Here is a 14,973-nt window from a genome sequence, read left to right on the forward strand (position 1 = left end):
AGGTGTAGAAGGTTTTTTGTATTTTAGAATACCTTATTTTTCCTTTGTCGGATAAAATTATAGTTAAATAGAAAGGAGGATCCACATGCCACACCTCGTATTCAAAACAGGCCGAGACCGGGTATACCTGTCCATCTGGATTGGCACCCTTGTGCTGATCGCGTTATCGTTATTTGTACCGCTGCTATTCACCCCTTTCATTTATCTGCAGCTTGTTATTGTGGGGGCCATTGATGTGCTTGTGACCGGCTTATTGATTTGGCTGATCGCCGATCTCAAATATGTGATGACCGAGGAGCACTTGCTGGTAAAGGGAGGCTTCATTAAGTCAAGAATCCGTTACAGCGATATCACCAAAATCACGAGAAATCCGGGGATCTGGGCCGGCTACCGAATGTTATTCTCGCGCGATGCTATTGAAGTGCATTATAAGACAGGACTTTGGGGCAGCGTGATTATCTCTCCTAAGGAGAAGGAAGCGTTCATAGAGGAGCTTAAGAGAAGAAATAGACACATCCAGGTGGAACCTTTGGCACCGGAGCAGCAGTAACTAATCTGCATAACATGGATTTTACATTTGAAGATTATAGTTAAATAAGCACTTATATAAATTACGGTTAGCTGAGGAGGATGAGCTAGTGCCCTTTATCAATTTCGCGCATCGGGGAGCGGCAGGTCACTGCCCGGAGAACACGATGGTATCATTTCAGAAGAGTATAGAGCTAGGAGCTACGGGTATAGAGACCGATGTACAGATGACCCGGGACGGGCATCTGGTATTGATTCATGATGAGACCCTGCAGCGCACGGCCGGTTCACCGGAATGGGTGAAAGATCTGACGCTGGAGCAGCTGAAGCAGAAAGAAGCGGGGTCCTGGTTCCATGAAGACTTCCGGGGAGAAGCGATTCCGACACTTGCACAGCTGCTGGAGCTGGTACAGCCTCATGAGATTGTCGTGAATTTGGAGCTCAAGAACGGAATAGTGCAGTATCCGGACATCGAAGCGAAGGTGATTGAGGAGGTAAGAAAGTTCGGGCTTTCCGAGCGGGTTATTATCTCCAGCTTTAATCACTATTCTCTAGTTCAGTGCAAGAAGCTGGCTCCGGATATACGTACCGGTATTCTATACATGGAAGGGCTGTATGAGCCTTGGAACTATGCGGGTGGAATTGGAGCAGATGCTCTTCATGCTTTCAAATATGCCGTAACACCTGAACTTGTTGCTGAGGCTGCCCGGCATGGGGTTCCCTATCATCCTTTTACTGTCAATGATCCTGCGGAGATGAAAGCTCTTATTCGTGCAGGGGTCTCGGGAATTATAACCGACTATCCGGATCGTCTGGCGGATCTGTTGGCTGCTGCAGGAGGTTAATGGATGAAGAAAACTTGGCTGCTGGGGCTTGGCTTTTTTAGTATCAGTCTGACCTGGGCACTTTACAATGCGTTTGTTCCTTTATTTCTGGATGATTACTTAACCAAAGCCTCCATGATCGGCTTCATGATGACCATTGATAACTATTTGGCTCTGTTCATACAGCCTTGGATTGGCTACCGCAGCGATAAGACACAGACCCGGTATGGCCGGCGGATGCCCTATCTGCTTATTGGGATGCCTCTTGGCGCGGTATTTGTGACACTGATTCCATGGTATACCAGTCTTCCAACGCTCGTCCTGTTCATGGTGCTCATGAATCTTTCCATGAGTCTGTTCCGTTCCCCAACGGTTGCCTTGATGCCGGATATTACGCCAGAGCCGCAGCGGACCAAGGCGAACGGAGTCATTAATTTGATGGGGGGGCTTGGCTCTGTCCTCGCTTTCGGGATCGGCTCCTCGCTGTATGGAATAGGCTCTTATGTGCCATTCTTAGGGGCAGGTATAGTGATGCTTCTGTCCATGTTCATCCTCAAGGCTGTCATTCAGGAGCCTCATGTATTACAGCATCCTGGGGTGACGGAGAAGAAGCCGCCCGTTCGAATTAAGGAGCAGCTGGATAGAACTACGATTCTGATCCTGCTTGCGATCTTCTTCTGGTTCGTAGCCTATCAGGGGGTTGAAGCCATGTTCACCTTGTATGGGACCAAGCACTTAGGCCTGTCCGATAAAGCGGCTTCCTTCTCGCTAACGTTCTTCTCGCTGGCCTTCCTGGTATTTGCGCTGCCAAGCGGCTGGCTTGGGGCCAGATACGGCAAAAAACGGATCATATCCGCAGGGGTGATTGGGCTGCTTCTCGTGTTTGGCGCCCTCATTTTTGTGCAGTCAACCTTATTGCTTCGCGTGCTGCTCATTGTTGGCGGGATCTTCTGGGCATGCATCAACATTAATTCCTACCCCTGGATTGTCTCGACAGGCAGGGAAGCAAGCATTGGGACAAGGACGGGGCTATATTACTTGGTCTCCTCGCTAGCGGCTATTATTTCTCCACCACTGCTCGGCTTGTTGATGGATATGTTCGGCTATCCTATGCTGTTCATTGCGGCTTCATCTGGCCTTGTGCTGGCATTCCTGTGCCTCCTGGGCATTAGACAGGACCCTGCTGAGCGCCATGCTGGACCTGCGGTCTCGTCCATATGACGTATGGAATAGAACGAATAACATAACTTTGAAGAAAGGGTGAGTAAATATGGACAGCCATCAAATTTATCTGGATAGTATTAAAAGTCAATTTGAATATTATAAGAAGCTTGGGGAAAAAGCGATGGAGCAGCTGGAGCCCGAGCAGCTGTTCACCTCCTATAATGATGATACCAACAGTATTGCCACGATAGTGAAGCATCTAAGCGGTAATATGCTGTCCAGATGGACTCATTTCTTAACCGAAGATGGGGAGAAATCTTGGAGAGACCGGGACGGGGAATTTGAGCAGGATATTATCGTAGATAAAGAAGAGCTCATGAAGAAATGGGAAGCTGGATGGGCCTGTCTGTATGAGGCACTGGATTCGCTTCGCCCGGATCAGCTGTTGGACATCATCTATATCCGTAACGAGGGACATACGGTGATAGAAGCGATCAACCGGCAGCTTGCGCATTATCCTTATCATGTCGGGCAGATTATCTATGCGGCCAAGCTGCTTAAGCATGGCAGCTGGCTCAGCCTGTCTGTTCCCAGGAACAGTTCGAGTACCTATAATGCTGAGAAGTTCTCCAATGAGAGAGTGGTTAGGAACTTTACGGTAGAAGAGCTGAAGAGACTCGAATAACATCCATTCATAATAGACCGGAGCTCCCAGGGGCTTCGGTTTTTTGCGTTTATAACTATTTTAAATATTTTTAATCTTAAATCCTTCTTACAAAGCTTACAACTTGCGAAAATACATGTATAATTATGGAAAAAGGGATAGATACTTGAAGTCTTCTCACATCAGCACAAGAATCTCTTATCATAATGTCAATTGTAAAGTCTGAGCATGACTACTATAATGACAGAAAGGCTGTGCAGCCATGGATAACATTTACAGATTCGGACCGGATGGTTTCTTTGAGTTTCTGGATGAGGTTCCCTTGTGGTTCAAGATTTTTGGAGGTACGCTGCTGATTGCGGTAATAGGAATTTTTGCGTATGCCATTATTAAAGGTTTATTGGTATGGTCAGCTAATAATAGTAAGAATCTATTAACGAAGCAGGCAGTGGTTGTGTCGAAGAGAATGGAAGTGTGGAGAGGAGCGGGGAATTCAACCCCTTCAACCAATTATTACATTACCTTCGAACTTGAGAACGGAGCCCGGCTGGAATTTCAGATGGCCGCGCGCGAATACGGTCTGCTGGTAGAGAAGGATGAAGGCGAGATTACCTACCAAGGTGCGAGATTCATGAACTTCAACCGCAGAATTAGAGGGGATTACAAACAGTATGGCTAATAACTTTGGAGTATATCAGGCATCAATCAAGGATTTAGTGGAACTGGCTGAATTGTTCAACAAGTATAGGATCTTTTATGGACAAGCCTCAGATCTTGAAGGGGCGAGAGCTTTCTTGTTTGACCGCTTTGAACATCAGGAGTCCATCATCTTTTGTGTGCGGAATTCAGATACAGGGCAAATAGTCGGATTCACGCAGCTGTATCCGCTGTTCTCCTCCATCTCCATGAGAAGGCTGCTGCTGCTGAATGATCTATATGTCGATGAGGCCCACCGGAAGCAGGGAATCGGTCAGATGCTGCTGGATGCGGCTAAGGATTATGCGGGCAGGGTCCGCGCAAAAGGACTGCAATTATCCACGGCGGTAACGAATAGCTCCGCACAATCCCTATATGAACGAAATAGTTACGTCAGAGACAATGAATTCTATCATTACTTCCTGGGAGTCTAGCCGGAATATTGAGGCTTAATCCTTGGATGTGGAATTGCCCGCCCGGCTCAGCTTACCGTGAGAGAAGGGGCAAGATCTTGCCGCCCTATCGTTATCCCTCAGAAAATACTGCTTCCACTCGTAATTGTCTTCTGCCCCGTACAGCTTGAGGTCCGGATGGGGCCCCACTGTATCATAGGCTTCAAGCCTTTGCCTGATTAGCGGTTTCAGCATTTGAACCTGCTTTGGCATTTTATTGAACTCGGTCAATACCCATCTGGGCGTAAGAGCTAGCAGAAAGTAGGGAAAGTGCCGGCTTTGACGCTGGATGTGAGCAGGGGTTGCACAGTAGACGAAATAGGATTCTTCATGGAAGCAGAATTCCCATATATGACTGGATGGATCCAGCGGTATATGCGGCGGCCATTCACGCTTGTCCTCCTGTGCAGTCCTGCTCAGCAGATCCCAGAACAAGGTTTCATATTGCTCCACGGGGAAGTTACTCTTAAGGTCAGTCGGAGTATCGAAGAATAGAATGAGTGACGTATATTTACCGAACTGGCGGGAGTTCTCCGTATAGTCTCGTATTAATTCGGCCATCATTCCCCCGGCACCCGGACTGCGGGGATCGGTGACAAATCCATATCTTAAGTGGCTGTTCATGAACCCGAGTGTTGCAGGAATACATGGGAATTTCTCTTCGCGGTTCGTCATCTTCGCGGCAAAAGCTTGATAGGCAGCGATCTGCCAGTCTTCCTGAGGGACAGAGTGACCCTCCATCATCTGATTGTCATAAAGAATCATCTGCAGCACTCCTTTTATGACAGATTATGAGAATGAAGGGAAGCGGGTGACTGTCCCGTATTAAGAACTTGATTAGAAGATGAATATGTTCGCAATTGAGGATACATATGCCGACTGCTACACATACAGTCAGAAAGAGAGGCGATCCATGACGCTTACCCTATTGCTCCTACTCATACTTTTCATGGGAGCTGTGTTAGTTCCCTTATTGGTCATCGAGGTCAATCGAAGAAGGGAGATTAACTCGGATTTTGATCGATCATACTTTATTTATTCCTTAATATCACTGGGAATTCAGGTGATATTCCTGGCTTTGTTCCTCACGGATACGCTTCAATTGCTTGAGGTTTGGGGTCATGTGATTTGGTGGTTGGCTATAGTGGCGGGTTTATTTATCTGCGTGTATGGAATCTGGAAAAGAACCAAAAACCGCAAGAATCTGATCCTGTTCCTGCTGACAGGAGGAATCAGTGTAATTCTGAGTTTCTTGTATCTATTAGGCTTGTTAATTACAAGTATGTAATGAGGTATTATACTCTAATACACAAGAAGGCCCTGAGCCGGACTCCGAATGATCGGACCGGGTTCAGGGCTCTTTTGCATACTAGAAATTATTATTTCCGTTCAAGCTGTTCAGGGTTAAATGTTACGATTACATTCTCAGGGCCGCCGATGACTTCCTTATCCCAATTCAGCATGCCGCCTTCATAGTTGTGAACCTTGGTGAAGCCTTGATTCTGGAAGAATTTCGTGACCTGAAAGCTTCGTCCGCCGCTGCGGCACACAAACACATACTCGCGGTCTTTATCGAAGTCGTTAATATAAGCCGCGATTTCACCCATGGGAATCAGCGGAACGGAAGGGATATGCGCGTCCTCATATTCCTCTAGCTCTCTTACGTCAATGACCAGCACGTTTCTCTCTTTGTCCTGAAGAAGTCCGTACAGCTCGTCGCGATCCACATGGGATACGCCCTCAATCATTCTGCTCATTTCTCCATTCTCCACCTTTCCCTATCTCAAAAAATATCCATACTTAAGTACCGCTCCCCTGTATCCGGAGCGATGCAAAGGATCCTTTTCCCTTGGCCAAGCTTCTTGGCCAGCTGTAAGGCAGTCCAGACGGTAGCCCCGGCAGATGGACCAACCAGGATACCTTCCTGGCTTGCAAGCTGGCGGGTGGTCTCAAGAGCGTCGTCATCGGCAACCTGTACAATTTCATCATACACATTTGTATTCAGAATGGAAGGGACGAAGCCGGGGCTTGTTCCCACGAGCTTATGAGGACCAGGAACCCCGCCGGAGAGAACAGGAGAGCCCTGGGGTTCTACCACATAGATCTGGATACCGGGAAGATGCTCACGCAGAACTTCACCGGTTCCGGTAATTGTGCCGCCGGTTCCGGATGAAGCTACAAAGACATCCAGACGGCCTTCCATCTGTTCGATAATCTCAAGTGCTGTTGTGCCGCGGTGGGCATCCGGATTGGCCGGATTCTCGAACTGCTGTGGGATGAAGCTACCTGGAATCTGTGCCTGCAGTTCCAGGGCCTTGGCGATGGCACCGGGCATCCGCTCGGCAGCAGGGGTCAGTACGACTTCGGCCCCGTAAGCTTTCAGAATGTTGATCCGTTCTGCAGTCATATTGTCAGGCATAACCAGAATTGCACGGTATCCCTTGGCGGCCGCGTTCATGGCCAGCCCGATGCCTGTATTTCCACTAGTCGGTTCGATCAGGGTTGAACCCGGCTTAAGTAAGCCTTCCTGCTCAGCCCTAGTAATCATATGATAAGCTGCCCGGTCTTTCACGCTGCGGCTTGGATTGAAATATTCAAGCTTAACATACACCTCGGCGTCTTCCGGCCGAGCGAGCCGATTCAGTCGGACTGCGGGAGTATCTCCAATCAACTCCGTAATACTATTTACTACTTTTTTGGACAAGAGTAACCCGCCTTTCTGAGCTGTGATTTGTATATTGTAACGATAACCTCTATAGCATTCAAGCCTGTCAAAATATAGTTCTTCCCAGCGAAGATGGGGCTTTAGTCGTAGTTGTCAAGTTGTGGACAAACTTATCCACAGTTTACCTGAATTATGTGCATAAAATGTGCAATCCCTTACCCAGTATCTGTTTACATGAATCATGAAAAAGGGGACAATATTTTCATAATGTGATGTGTGATTTGTGGATAATGTGGATAATAAAGTGGATAAGAACGTTTTATTTGGATAAGTAGGCTAAAAAAACGGCCTTGGAGGCCGTTAGATTAAGGACTGAATTCTTAATATTGTGGATAAGGCTGTGCATAATTGAAGTTGATTGTAATGGTAATGTTAAAAAATATTTTTGAGGATCACCGAAATGCACCTGTCTATTCCCCGGCAAGCAGCTCTTCCCATTCCGAATAAGCCTCGGACAATTGGGACTTCAGGAGGTCTATTCGGGTCTGACGTTCCTGTACGGCGAGATAGTCCTGGTAGACTTCCGGCTCAGCGAGCTCCGCTTCAAGTCCCGCGATGCTGTCCTCATGCTGTGCAATCAGCTGTTCCAGCTGTTCAATGCGGCGCTGCCGGCTGCGTTCCTCACGCTTCGCCTGCTTATCGGCCTCATAAGACCTTGCGCCGGCCTTGATTTCCGAAGTATCCTCTTCCGCCTTCTTGGCTGTGGCCAGCTTGGCCGCGGCCTTCTCCTGGGCAAGCTCCTCAAGCTCCTGCTTCTTCTCCAGATAGTCATCGTAGTTGCCCAAATAAGGCTCAGCTCCATTCGGATGAAGCTCCACAATACGCTCTGCCATCTTATTCAGGAAGTAACGGTCATGCGAAATGAAGAGAAGGGTCCCGTCATACTCCATCAAGGCAGCCTCGAGGACCTCCTTGCTGTACAAGTCCAGATGGTTCGTCGGCTCATCGAGGATGAGCATATTGGCTTTATGAAGCATGAGCTTGGCGAGGGCCACCCGGGCCTTCTCCCCCCCGCTTAATGCGGAGATCCGCTTCAGTACATCCTCACCGCTGAATAGAAAGTTCCCCAGAACACTGCGGATCCGGGCTTCCTCAATATGAGGGAAGGCGCTCCAAAGTTCTTCAAGAACGGTGTTCTTCGGATTAAGATGGGTCTGCTCCTGGTCATAATAACCCAGCTTGACCTTGGTTCCCCAGTTAATACGGCCTGAAGCCGGCTTCAGGTCACCGGTCAGCATTTTGAGAAGCGTAGACTTGCCGATCCCGTTAGGTCCAATCAGGGCCACGGTCTCGCCCCGGCGCAGGTCAAAGCTCACATTCTGGAACAGAGGCTTTTCTGTGTCAAAAGAATAAGCGAGCTGGTCCACCTGCAGCACCTCTTTACCGGACATGATCTCTGCTTCGAACGTGAAGCTCGCTTTCTTCAGATCACCGAGAGGGCGGTCAAGCACCTCCATCCGGTCAAGGGCTTTGCGCCGGCTCTGTGCACGCTTGGTGGTCGAGGCACGAACGATATTTTTCTGAATGAAATCCTCAAGTCTTGCAATCTCGTCCTGCTGCTTCTCATACTGCTTCATCTGACTCTCGTACTCGGCAGCCTTGAGCTCGATATACCGGCTGTAGTTGCCTGTGTACTTCTTGGATTGATGACGCTCGATCTCCACAATAGCGGTGACCAGGCGGTCGAGGAAATAACGGTCATGGGAGACAATGAGCAGCGCGCCGGAATAACTGCGGAGATAATCTTCCAGCCAGGTCAGCGTCTGAATATCCAAATGGTTCGTCGGCTCATCGAGCATCAGAAGATCAGGGGCCTGAAGAAGAATCCGTGCGAGAGCAAGGCGGGTCTTCTGGCCTCCGCTCAGGGTGGAGATCAGGGTGTCTGGAGGAAATGAGCCAAAGCCCATTCCATGCAGAACGCTGCGAATGCGGGTCTCCATTTCATATCCGCCATGATCCTTGAACCAGTCGGACTTCCGGGCATAGCGCTCCAGCAGGTCCTCAAATGCCTTCTCATTCCCGGCCGACTCGGGATTTGCAATTTCAAGCTCCATTCGGCGGAGCTCCGCCTCGGTCTCGATCAGCGGACTGAAGACATACAGCATTTCCTCCCAGATTGTGCGTTCGGACTGCAGTCCGCTGTTCTGAGCAAGATAGCCGATGGTGGTCTCCTTGGCTTTGAAGATCTGTCCGCTGTCATAAGACATTTCTCCGGCTAGAATCTGCAGAAGGGTGGACTTTCCGGCTCCATTCACACCCACTAGTCCGATGCGGTCGCGCTCCAGAATTTGCAGGCCAATGCCTTCGAGTATATTGGTGGTACCGTACGATTTACGAATATCTGTAGCTTGAAGCAGCATAACTTGTATATCCTCCATATCTATAAGAAACCTTGCCTGTTGTTAGGGCTGATATCCATAGTTTACATGAAAGATCACTCAATTGCACCGCCAGGCAAGCGGGGTCTGCGTCTTAAAATGAGGGCCCCTTGTATCAAGTTTTCATTTTGACAGAACAGTGCTAAACTAAAGAAAGATATGTTTGTGCGAAGGGTGATAGGAAGTGGGCATACCGGATGTCAAAAGAGAGCTGCGCAGCCGAATGAGAAGCATACGTGCTGCGGTTCCCGAAGCTTCAAGAGTGGAGCAGTCCGATTCGGCAAGCCGCCTCGCGGAAGCCGAGGTCCTCGCCCCGCTTCGCGCCGCTAAGACAGACGGAAGGCTAACCGTGTTCGCCTACCTGTCTTTCCGGGACGAGCCTTCCACACTCCCGTTTATTCGCAGCTGCTGGTCCCAGGGAGACCGCGTCCTGGTTCCGCGTATAACCGGACCTGGGACGCTCACACTGTATGAGCTTGCTCGGGAAGAAGACATAACAGCCGGCACCTGGGGAATTCCTGAACCGGCTGAATATTTGCCTGAGTGGAGTCCCATTCAATATGCCGATATTGATCTAGTTATGGTTCCGGGCCTCGCCTATGATCCAGCCGGAGGGCGAATCGGCTTTGGCGGCGGTTATTATGATCGCTTTATGGAACAATTGAAGAGACAATGCAGAAGAACCAGCATGCCGCTTCTGGCAGCTTTAGCACTCCGGGAACAGATTATTAATGACATTCCGATGGAGGAGCATGATTTTCGGTTGAATCTCCTTTTTACGGCCGCAGGTATCGTTCGGATTCTATAGACCACTTAGAATCGCAATTCATGATAAAGGTTGGGAAGATCTTGACAGATTCAGCATCAGAACACGGCAAAATGACCCATTTCAATGAGCAGGGCCGGGCCAGAATGGTAGACATTTCGAATAAAGAGATCACGGTCCGCACGGGTGTTGCTATAACTAAAGTAACCATGCTCCCCTCTACGCTGCTCGCCATTAAGGAAGGCCGGGTCGGCAAGGGAGATGTGCTGGCGGTAGCTCAAGTTGCCGGAATTCAGGCGGCCAAGCGGACTTCGGATTGGATACCGATGTGCCATCCTTTGCCGCTTACCGGCGTGAACATCATGTTCACCGACAATGGAGAGGACGAGCTCTATATAGAAGCTTCGGTTAAGACCGAAGGGAAGACCGGGGTGGAGATGGAGGCTTTGACCTGCGCCTCAGCAGCAGCCCTGACGATCTATGATATGTGCAAGGCGCTGCAGAAAGATATGGTCATCGGACCTACTCTGCTCAAATCAAAGACGGGCGGCAAGAGCGGCGATTACAACCTCGGGGTATAGACAACTAAATGTTCCAATTCGGATAAGGAGGGTGACTTCATGGTATGGAAAACAGCGATCTTGACGGCTAGCGACAAGGGAGCCCGAGGCGAACGTGAAGATACGAGCGCCCAGGTTATCCGGGAACTGGTCGAGGAAGAACTGGGCGGAGAGATTGTGGAATACCGCATTGTTCCTGACGAACAGGATGAGATTATTGCAGCTTTAATCGAAATGACCGATTATTTTCAGGCCAATCTGGTACTGACAACCGGCGGAACGGAGCTGGCTGCCCGGGATGTAACACCAGAAGCTACGCGCCGTATTATTGAACGGGAAGTTCCGGGCATGGCCGAAGCGATGCGGGCAAGCGCCATGCAGAAGAACCCGGCAGCCATGCTGTTCCGGGGCGTCGTGGGCATCCGCGGCCGTACATTAATCGTGAACCTTCCGGGAACTCCCAAGGGCGTGCATGAGAACCTCGCTGCTATCATGGGACAGCTGCCGGAGGCCCTGCTGATGGTTACAGGCCAGTTCAGACTCTAGGACTTAATGCGTATTTCGGCTGTAACTGTAATTTTACTTATGTTATGATTGGACAATAGCATGTAACAGAACGGAGGGAACAAGGATGGGCGGTTTTATCTTGATCGTGATCGCAGCCCTGCTGCTGTTTGGACCGAATAAACTTCCTGATCTGGGACGGGCGGTCGGCCGTACGTTCCGTGAATTCAAAGAAGCCACCCGTGATATTGTGGATGATGAACCACCTGTGAATAAGACGGGGCCGCTGTCACCTAGGCCAGAGCAGCAGCCGCAGGCAGCTGAACGCCGTTTGCCAGAATAACCTGACTCCTTCCCGAAGGAAGGAGTTTTTTTGAGGGTAGCATAGATTTCGCTTCTATACGGGCACCGGAAGGTGCTTTATTTATGTCCGAAATATGATGATGTACAGGAGGGCGGCCTTAATGCCTGACGAACAGGATGGAATGTCGGTTGTCGATCATTTGTCTGAACTTCGCAAACGTCTGTTTGTTACACTGATCCTATTTGCTGTCGTGCTTGTAGGCGGGTTTTTTGTCGCCCATCCGGTATACGACTATTTGACCACCCATGGACCGAAGGGGCTTGAACTGAAGCTGAATGCCTTCTCCTTCTGGGACGGGGTCAACGTATATATGAAGATTGCGCTGATCGTGGCGCTGGCGGTCACGCTGCCCTTTACCATCTATCAGATCTGGGCCTTCGTCAGCCCGGGCCTTAAGCCTAAGGAGCAGCGGGCTACCCTGAAATATATTCCTTTTGTCTTCATTTGCTTCCTGATTGGCGTAGCTTTCGGATACTTTGTTGTATTTCCACTGGCTATGCAGTTCACCTCAAGTCTGAATAAGCAGCTTGGACTGGTCGAGACCTATGGAATAACGGACTATTTCAAGTTCATGACCAATATTATTCTTCCCATATCGCTGTTGTTTGAGCTGCCGATCGTAGTGCTGTTCCTGACCCAGCTGCGTCTGCTTAATCCCAAACGGCTCAAGAAAATGCGCCGGGTGGCTTATTTTGCCTTAGTGGTCATATCCGTTATGATTACACCTCCGGATTTCTTCTCGGCGTTCCTGGTACTGGTGCCTATGATTCTATTGTATGAATTCAGTGTATTTCTGTCGGGTAGAATGTACAGCAAGCAGCTGGCTGCCGATGCGGAGCGAAGAGCGCAGTACGAGGATTGATTTTAAGAGTTCCCTTTTCATGAGGCTAGGATTAGCCGGATGAAGAGGGGCTTTTTTTATATTTGCAATAGCTTGAAGAATGAGGAATATTTAGGCTGTTGTTCGGATAGGATGTAAGGGGCGTGTCCAAGAAAAAAATGGTGACAGGGACTTGAAATCTGACGCCACACCTAGTATCATAAAGTTGGTTGTTAGCACTACACGATGTCGAGTGCTAACATTAACATTCATGTGTATCCAAGTGTATCCAATCAACACAACATAACTATTTAAGGAGGCTATTTTTCATGATCAGACCTTTAGGTGAACGTGTATTGGTAGAACCGATTGAACAAAACGAGACAACTGCATTCGGGATCGTACTCCCCGACTCCGCTAAGGAGAAGCCGCAAGAGGGCAAAGTAATCGCTGTCGGCAGCGGTTCCGTTAACAAGGACGGTGTTCGTGTGGCTCTTGAAGTGAAAGAGGGCGACGTAGTCTTGTTCTCCAAATACGCCGGAACAGAAATTAAGTATGAAGGTAAAGAATACTTGATTATGAAAGAAAGCGACATTCACGCAGTCATTGGCTAATGAATGCAAAGTCCCGAACTTCAATATAAAGCGTAAGTGAAGATAATTTATTACTAAATTAATCAGGGAGGTTTTTTGAACATGGCAAAGGACATTAAATTCAGTGAAGATGCTCGCCGCGCGATGATGCGTGGGGTTGATGCTTTGGCAAATGCGGTAAAAGTAACACTTGGACCAAAAGGACGCAACGTGGTGCTTGAGAAGAAATTCGGAAGCCCGCTTATCACCAATGACGGTGTGACCATCGCCAAAGAAATCGAACTCGAAGACGCATTCGAGAACATGGGTGCTCAGCTTGTTAAAGAAGTAGCTACCAAAACCAACGATGTAGCTGGTGACGGTACAACTACAGCAACCGTTCTTGCCCAAGCCCTCATCCGTGAAGGTCTGAAGAACGTAACTGCAGGTGCAAGCCCAATCGGTCTTCGCAAAGGGATTGACAAAGCGGTTCGCGCAGCAGTAGAAGAACTGCAAAAGATCTCCAAAACCATCGAAGGCAAGCAATCCATCGCACAAGTGGCTGCGATCTCTGCTGCAGACGAAGAAGTAGGCGAACTGATCGCTGAAGCTATGGAGAAAGTCGGCAAAGACGGCGTTATCACTGTTGAGGAATCCCGTGGATTCGCAACTGAGCTTGAAGTGGTTGAAGGTATGCAGTTCGACCGCGGATATATCTCCCCTTACATGATCACAGACACAGACAAAATGGAAGCTGTTCTGGATAACCCATACATCTTGATCACAGACAAGAAGATCAGCAGCACGCAAGAGATCCTGCCTGTGCTTGAGAAGATCGTTCAACAAGCTCGTCCGCTTGTGATTATTGCTGAAGATATCGAAGGCGAAGCTCAAGCTATGCTGATCGTGAACAAACTTCGCGGTACATTCAACGCAGTAGCGGTTAAAGCTCCTGGCTTCGGCGATCGTCGTGAAGCTATGCTACAGGACATCGCTGCTCTGACTGGTGGTCAAGTGATCACTGAGAAGCTCGGTCTTGACCTGAAAAGCACAAGTATCGAACAACTTGGTAACGCTCGTCAAGTGCGCGTAACCAAAGAAGCTACTACTATCGTTGACGGAAGCGGCGACAAGAACGATATCTCAGCTCGCGTTAGCCAAATCCGTTCCCAATTGGAAGAGACTACTTCCGAGTTCGACAAAGAAAAACTGCAAGAGCGTCTGGCTAAATTGGCTGGTGGCGTAGCGGTTATCAAAGTCGGAGCTGCAACTGAAACAGAACTGAAAGAGCGCAAACTGCGCATCGAAGATGCTCTGAACGCAACTCGCGCTGCGGTTGAAGAAGGTATCGTATCCGGTGGGGGTACAGCGCTTGTGAACGTATATCACGCTGTAGCTGCTGTAAATGTGACGGGCGACGAGAAGACAGGTGTGAACATTGTACTTCGCGCTCTGGAAGAGCCAATCCGTACCATCGCTGCTAACGCTGGTGAAGAAGGATCTGTCATCGTTGAGCGCCTGAAGAAAGAACAAATCGGCGTAGGCTACAACGCAGCTAACGGCGAATGGGTGAACATGTTCGAAGCAGGTATCGTTGACCCTGCTAAGGTTACCCGTTCCGCATTGCAGCACGCTGCATCCGTTGCAGGACTGTTCCTGACAACTGAAGCGGTTATCGCTGATAAGCCAGAACCAGAAAAGCCAGCTATGCCTGACATGGGCGGAATGGGCGGAATGATGTAATAAAGGTGCATATTGGAAGGCAAATGAGCCTTTCAGCTTGTGCTAAGCGGCGTGAATTTTTGTCTTACTTAGATAAGGATTTATGAAGCTGTCATAGTAACAAACTTTAGAACATAGGAAAAACCACTTCTTAATAATTTAATTAAGGAGTGGTTTTTTTGTTGCTAAAATTCAATTTTTATGATTGTCTTGAGGAACATAAGTTCAAAAATA

The 14,973-nt window shown here is 48.9% G+C and carries 18 protein-coding genes; 14 read left to right on the top strand and 4 right to left on the bottom strand.

The window, feature by feature from the left end; all coding sequences use genetic code 11:
* Nucleotides 1-85 precede the first annotated feature (85 nt).
* The 6 genes from ACEN86_RS04625 to ACEN86_RS04650 all read left to right on the top strand — a co-directional run bounded on the left by ACEN86_RS04625 (nucleotide 86) and on the right by ACEN86_RS04650 (nucleotide 4,310).
* Entirely contained in the window at nucleotides 86-550 is a 465-nt protein-coding gene (locus ACEN86_RS04625; protein WP_495633185.1) for a PH domain-containing protein, read from the top strand.
* Nucleotides 551-638: 88 nt separating this feature from the next.
* Nucleotides 639-1,373 (top strand): glycerophosphodiester phosphodiesterase, encoded by a 735-nt coding sequence (locus ACEN86_RS04630; RefSeq protein WP_495633186.1) that lies wholly within the window; start codon nucleotides 639-641, stop codon nucleotides 1,371-1,373.
* Between the two features lie 3 nt (nucleotides 1,374-1,376).
* On the top strand, nucleotides 1,377-2,573 hold the full coding sequence (locus ACEN86_RS04635) for an SLC45 family MFS transporter (RefSeq protein WP_495633187.1): 1,197 nt from the start codon (nucleotides 1,377-1,379) through the stop codon (nucleotides 2,571-2,573).
* A 49-nt stretch (nucleotides 2,574-2,622) separates the two neighbouring features.
* Complete coding sequence (locus ACEN86_RS04640; RefSeq protein WP_495633188.1) at nucleotides 2,623-3,201, top strand: DUF1572 family protein; 579 nt, start codon at nucleotides 2,623-2,625, stop codon at nucleotides 3,199-3,201.
* Between the two features lie 241 nt (nucleotides 3,202-3,442).
* Nucleotides 3,443-3,859: a DUF2500 domain-containing protein gene (locus tag ACEN86_RS04645; RefSeq protein WP_495633189.1), complete on the top strand. Its 417-nt coding sequence runs from the start codon at nucleotides 3,443-3,445 to the stop codon at nucleotides 3,857-3,859.
* Complete coding sequence (locus tag ACEN86_RS04650) at nucleotides 3,852-4,310, top strand: GNAT family N-acetyltransferase (RefSeq protein ID WP_495633190.1); 459 nt, start codon at nucleotides 3,852-3,854, stop codon at nucleotides 4,308-4,310. Before ACEN86_RS04645 ends, ACEN86_RS04650 begins: the two co-directional genes overlap by 8 nt.
* 15 nt (nucleotides 4,311-4,325) lie before the next feature.
* Here the strand turns inward: ACEN86_RS04650 and ACEN86_RS04655 are convergent, their stop codons facing one another.
* Nucleotides 4,326-5,093 (bottom strand): YqcI/YcgG family protein, encoded by a 768-nt coding sequence (locus tag ACEN86_RS04655; protein WP_495633191.1) that lies wholly within the window; start codon nucleotides 5,091-5,093, stop codon nucleotides 4,326-4,328.
* A 148-nt stretch (nucleotides 5,094-5,241) separates the two neighbouring features.
* Here ACEN86_RS04655 and ACEN86_RS04660 point away from each other — a divergent pair, with 148 nt between their 5' ends.
* Nucleotides 5,242-5,616, top strand: a complete 375-nt coding sequence (locus ACEN86_RS04660) for a hypothetical protein (protein WP_495633192.1) — start codon at nucleotides 5,242-5,244, stop codon at nucleotides 5,614-5,616.
* Nucleotides 5,617-5,707: 91 nt separating this feature from the next.
* Here ACEN86_RS04660 and ACEN86_RS04665 read toward each other — a convergent pair whose 3' ends face one another.
* From ACEN86_RS04665 to ACEN86_RS04675, 3 genes are all read right to left on the bottom strand, one after another.
* Complete coding sequence (locus ACEN86_RS04665; protein WP_495633193.1) at nucleotides 5,708-6,085, bottom strand: rhodanese-like domain-containing protein; 378 nt, start codon at nucleotides 6,083-6,085, stop codon at nucleotides 5,708-5,710.
* 26 nt (nucleotides 6,086-6,111) lie between these two features.
* Nucleotides 6,112-7,032: a cysteine synthase A gene (gene cysK, locus ACEN86_RS04670; protein ID WP_495633194.1), complete on the bottom strand. Its 921-nt coding sequence runs from the start codon at nucleotides 7,030-7,032 to the stop codon at nucleotides 6,112-6,114.
* A 431-nt stretch (nucleotides 7,033-7,463) separates the two neighbouring features.
* The gene (locus ACEN86_RS04675; RefSeq protein ID WP_495633195.1) at nucleotides 7,464-9,413 is read right to left on the bottom strand and encodes an ABC-F family ATP-binding cassette domain-containing protein; all 1,950 of its coding nucleotides are present in this window, start codon (nucleotides 9,411-9,413) and stop codon (nucleotides 7,464-7,466) included.
* Between the two features lie 202 nt (nucleotides 9,414-9,615).
* On the opposite strand from ACEN86_RS04675, the gene ACEN86_RS04680 reads away from it, so the two are divergent.
* The 7 genes from ACEN86_RS04680 to groL all read left to right on the top strand — a co-directional run bounded on the left by ACEN86_RS04680 (nucleotide 9,616) and on the right by groL (nucleotide 14,760).
* Entirely contained in the window at nucleotides 9,616-10,239 is a 624-nt protein-coding gene (locus ACEN86_RS04680; protein WP_495633196.1) for a 5-formyltetrahydrofolate cyclo-ligase, read from the top strand.
* Between the two features lie 71 nt (nucleotides 10,240-10,310).
* Nucleotides 10,311-10,778: a cyclic pyranopterin monophosphate synthase MoaC gene (gene moaC, locus ACEN86_RS04685; protein ID WP_495634218.1), complete on the top strand. Its 468-nt coding sequence runs from the start codon at nucleotides 10,311-10,313 to the stop codon at nucleotides 10,776-10,778.
* Nucleotides 10,779-10,817: 39 nt separating this feature from the next.
* Nucleotides 10,818-11,303, top strand: a complete 486-nt coding sequence (locus ACEN86_RS04690) for a MogA/MoaB family molybdenum cofactor biosynthesis protein (RefSeq protein ID WP_251377675.1) — start codon at nucleotides 10,818-10,820, stop codon at nucleotides 11,301-11,303.
* Between the two features lie 85 nt (nucleotides 11,304-11,388).
* Nucleotides 11,389-11,604 carry a twin-arginine translocase TatA/TatE family subunit gene (locus ACEN86_RS04695; RefSeq protein WP_495633197.1) on the top strand — a complete coding sequence of 72 codons (216 nt, stop codon included), beginning with the start codon at nucleotides 11,389-11,391 and terminating at the stop codon, nucleotides 11,602-11,604.
* Between the two features lie 121 nt (nucleotides 11,605-11,725).
* Nucleotides 11,726-12,487, top strand: coding sequence for a twin-arginine translocase subunit TatC (tatC, locus tag ACEN86_RS04700; RefSeq protein WP_495633198.1), 762 nt, complete (start codon nucleotides 11,726-11,728; stop codon nucleotides 12,485-12,487).
* Nucleotides 12,488-12,774: 287 nt separating this feature from the next.
* Entirely contained in the window at nucleotides 12,775-13,059 is a 285-nt protein-coding gene (groES, locus tag ACEN86_RS04705) for a co-chaperone GroES (RefSeq protein WP_495633199.1), read from the top strand.
* A gap of 81 nt (nucleotides 13,060-13,140) precedes the next feature.
* Entirely contained in the window at nucleotides 13,141-14,760 is a 1,620-nt protein-coding gene (groL, locus tag ACEN86_RS04710) for a chaperonin GroEL (RefSeq protein ID WP_127199560.1), read from the top strand.
* The last annotated feature ends 213 nt before the right edge of the window (nucleotides 14,761-14,973 follow it).

The organism is Paenibacillus sp. Paensp111 (assembly GCF_059492195.1).

Coding starts and splice junctions, on each gene's coding strand:
- ACEN86_RS04625 (WP_495633185.1), top strand. CDS start 86: ATGCCACACCTCGTATTCAAAACAGGCCGAGACCGGGTATACCTGTCC.
- ACEN86_RS04635 (WP_495633187.1), top strand. CDS start 1,377: ATGAAGAAAACTTGGCTGCTGGGGCTTGGCTTTTTTAGTATCAGTCTG.
- ACEN86_RS04640 (WP_495633188.1), top strand. CDS start 2,623: ATGGACAGCCATCAAATTTATCTGGATAGTATTAAAAGTCAATTTGAA.
- ACEN86_RS04645 (WP_495633189.1), top strand. CDS start 3,443: ATGGATAACATTTACAGATTCGGACCGGATGGTTTCTTTGAGTTTCTG.
- ACEN86_RS04650 (WP_495633190.1), top strand. CDS start 3,852: ATGGCTAATAACTTTGGAGTATATCAGGCATCAATCAAGGATTTAGTG.
- ACEN86_RS04655 (WP_495633191.1), bottom strand. CDS start 5,093: ATGATTCTTTATGACAATCAGATGATGGAGGGTCACTCTGTCCCTCAG.
- ACEN86_RS04660 (WP_495633192.1), top strand. CDS start 5,242: ATGACGCTTACCCTATTGCTCCTACTCATACTTTTCATGGGAGCTGTG.
- ACEN86_RS04665 (WP_495633193.1), bottom strand. CDS start 6,085: ATGAGCAGAATGATTGAGGGCGTATCCCATGTGGATCGCGACGAGCTG.
- ACEN86_RS04675 (WP_495633195.1), bottom strand. CDS start 9,413: ATGCTGCTTCAAGCTACAGATATTCGTAAATCGTACGGTACCACCAAT.
- moaC (WP_495634218.1), top strand. CDS start 10,311: ATGACCCATTTCAATGAGCAGGGCCGGGCCAGAATGGTAGACATTTCG.
- ACEN86_RS04690 (WP_251377675.1), top strand. CDS start 10,818: ATGGTATGGAAAACAGCGATCTTGACGGCTAGCGACAAGGGAGCCCGA.
- ACEN86_RS04695 (WP_495633197.1), top strand. CDS start 11,389: ATGGGCGGTTTTATCTTGATCGTGATCGCAGCCCTGCTGCTGTTTGGA.
- tatC (WP_495633198.1), top strand. CDS start 11,726: ATGCCTGACGAACAGGATGGAATGTCGGTTGTCGATCATTTGTCTGAA.
- groES (WP_495633199.1), top strand. CDS start 12,775: ATGATCAGACCTTTAGGTGAACGTGTATTGGTAGAACCGATTGAACAA.
- groL (WP_127199560.1), top strand. CDS start 13,141: ATGGCAAAGGACATTAAATTCAGTGAAGATGCTCGCCGCGCGATGATG.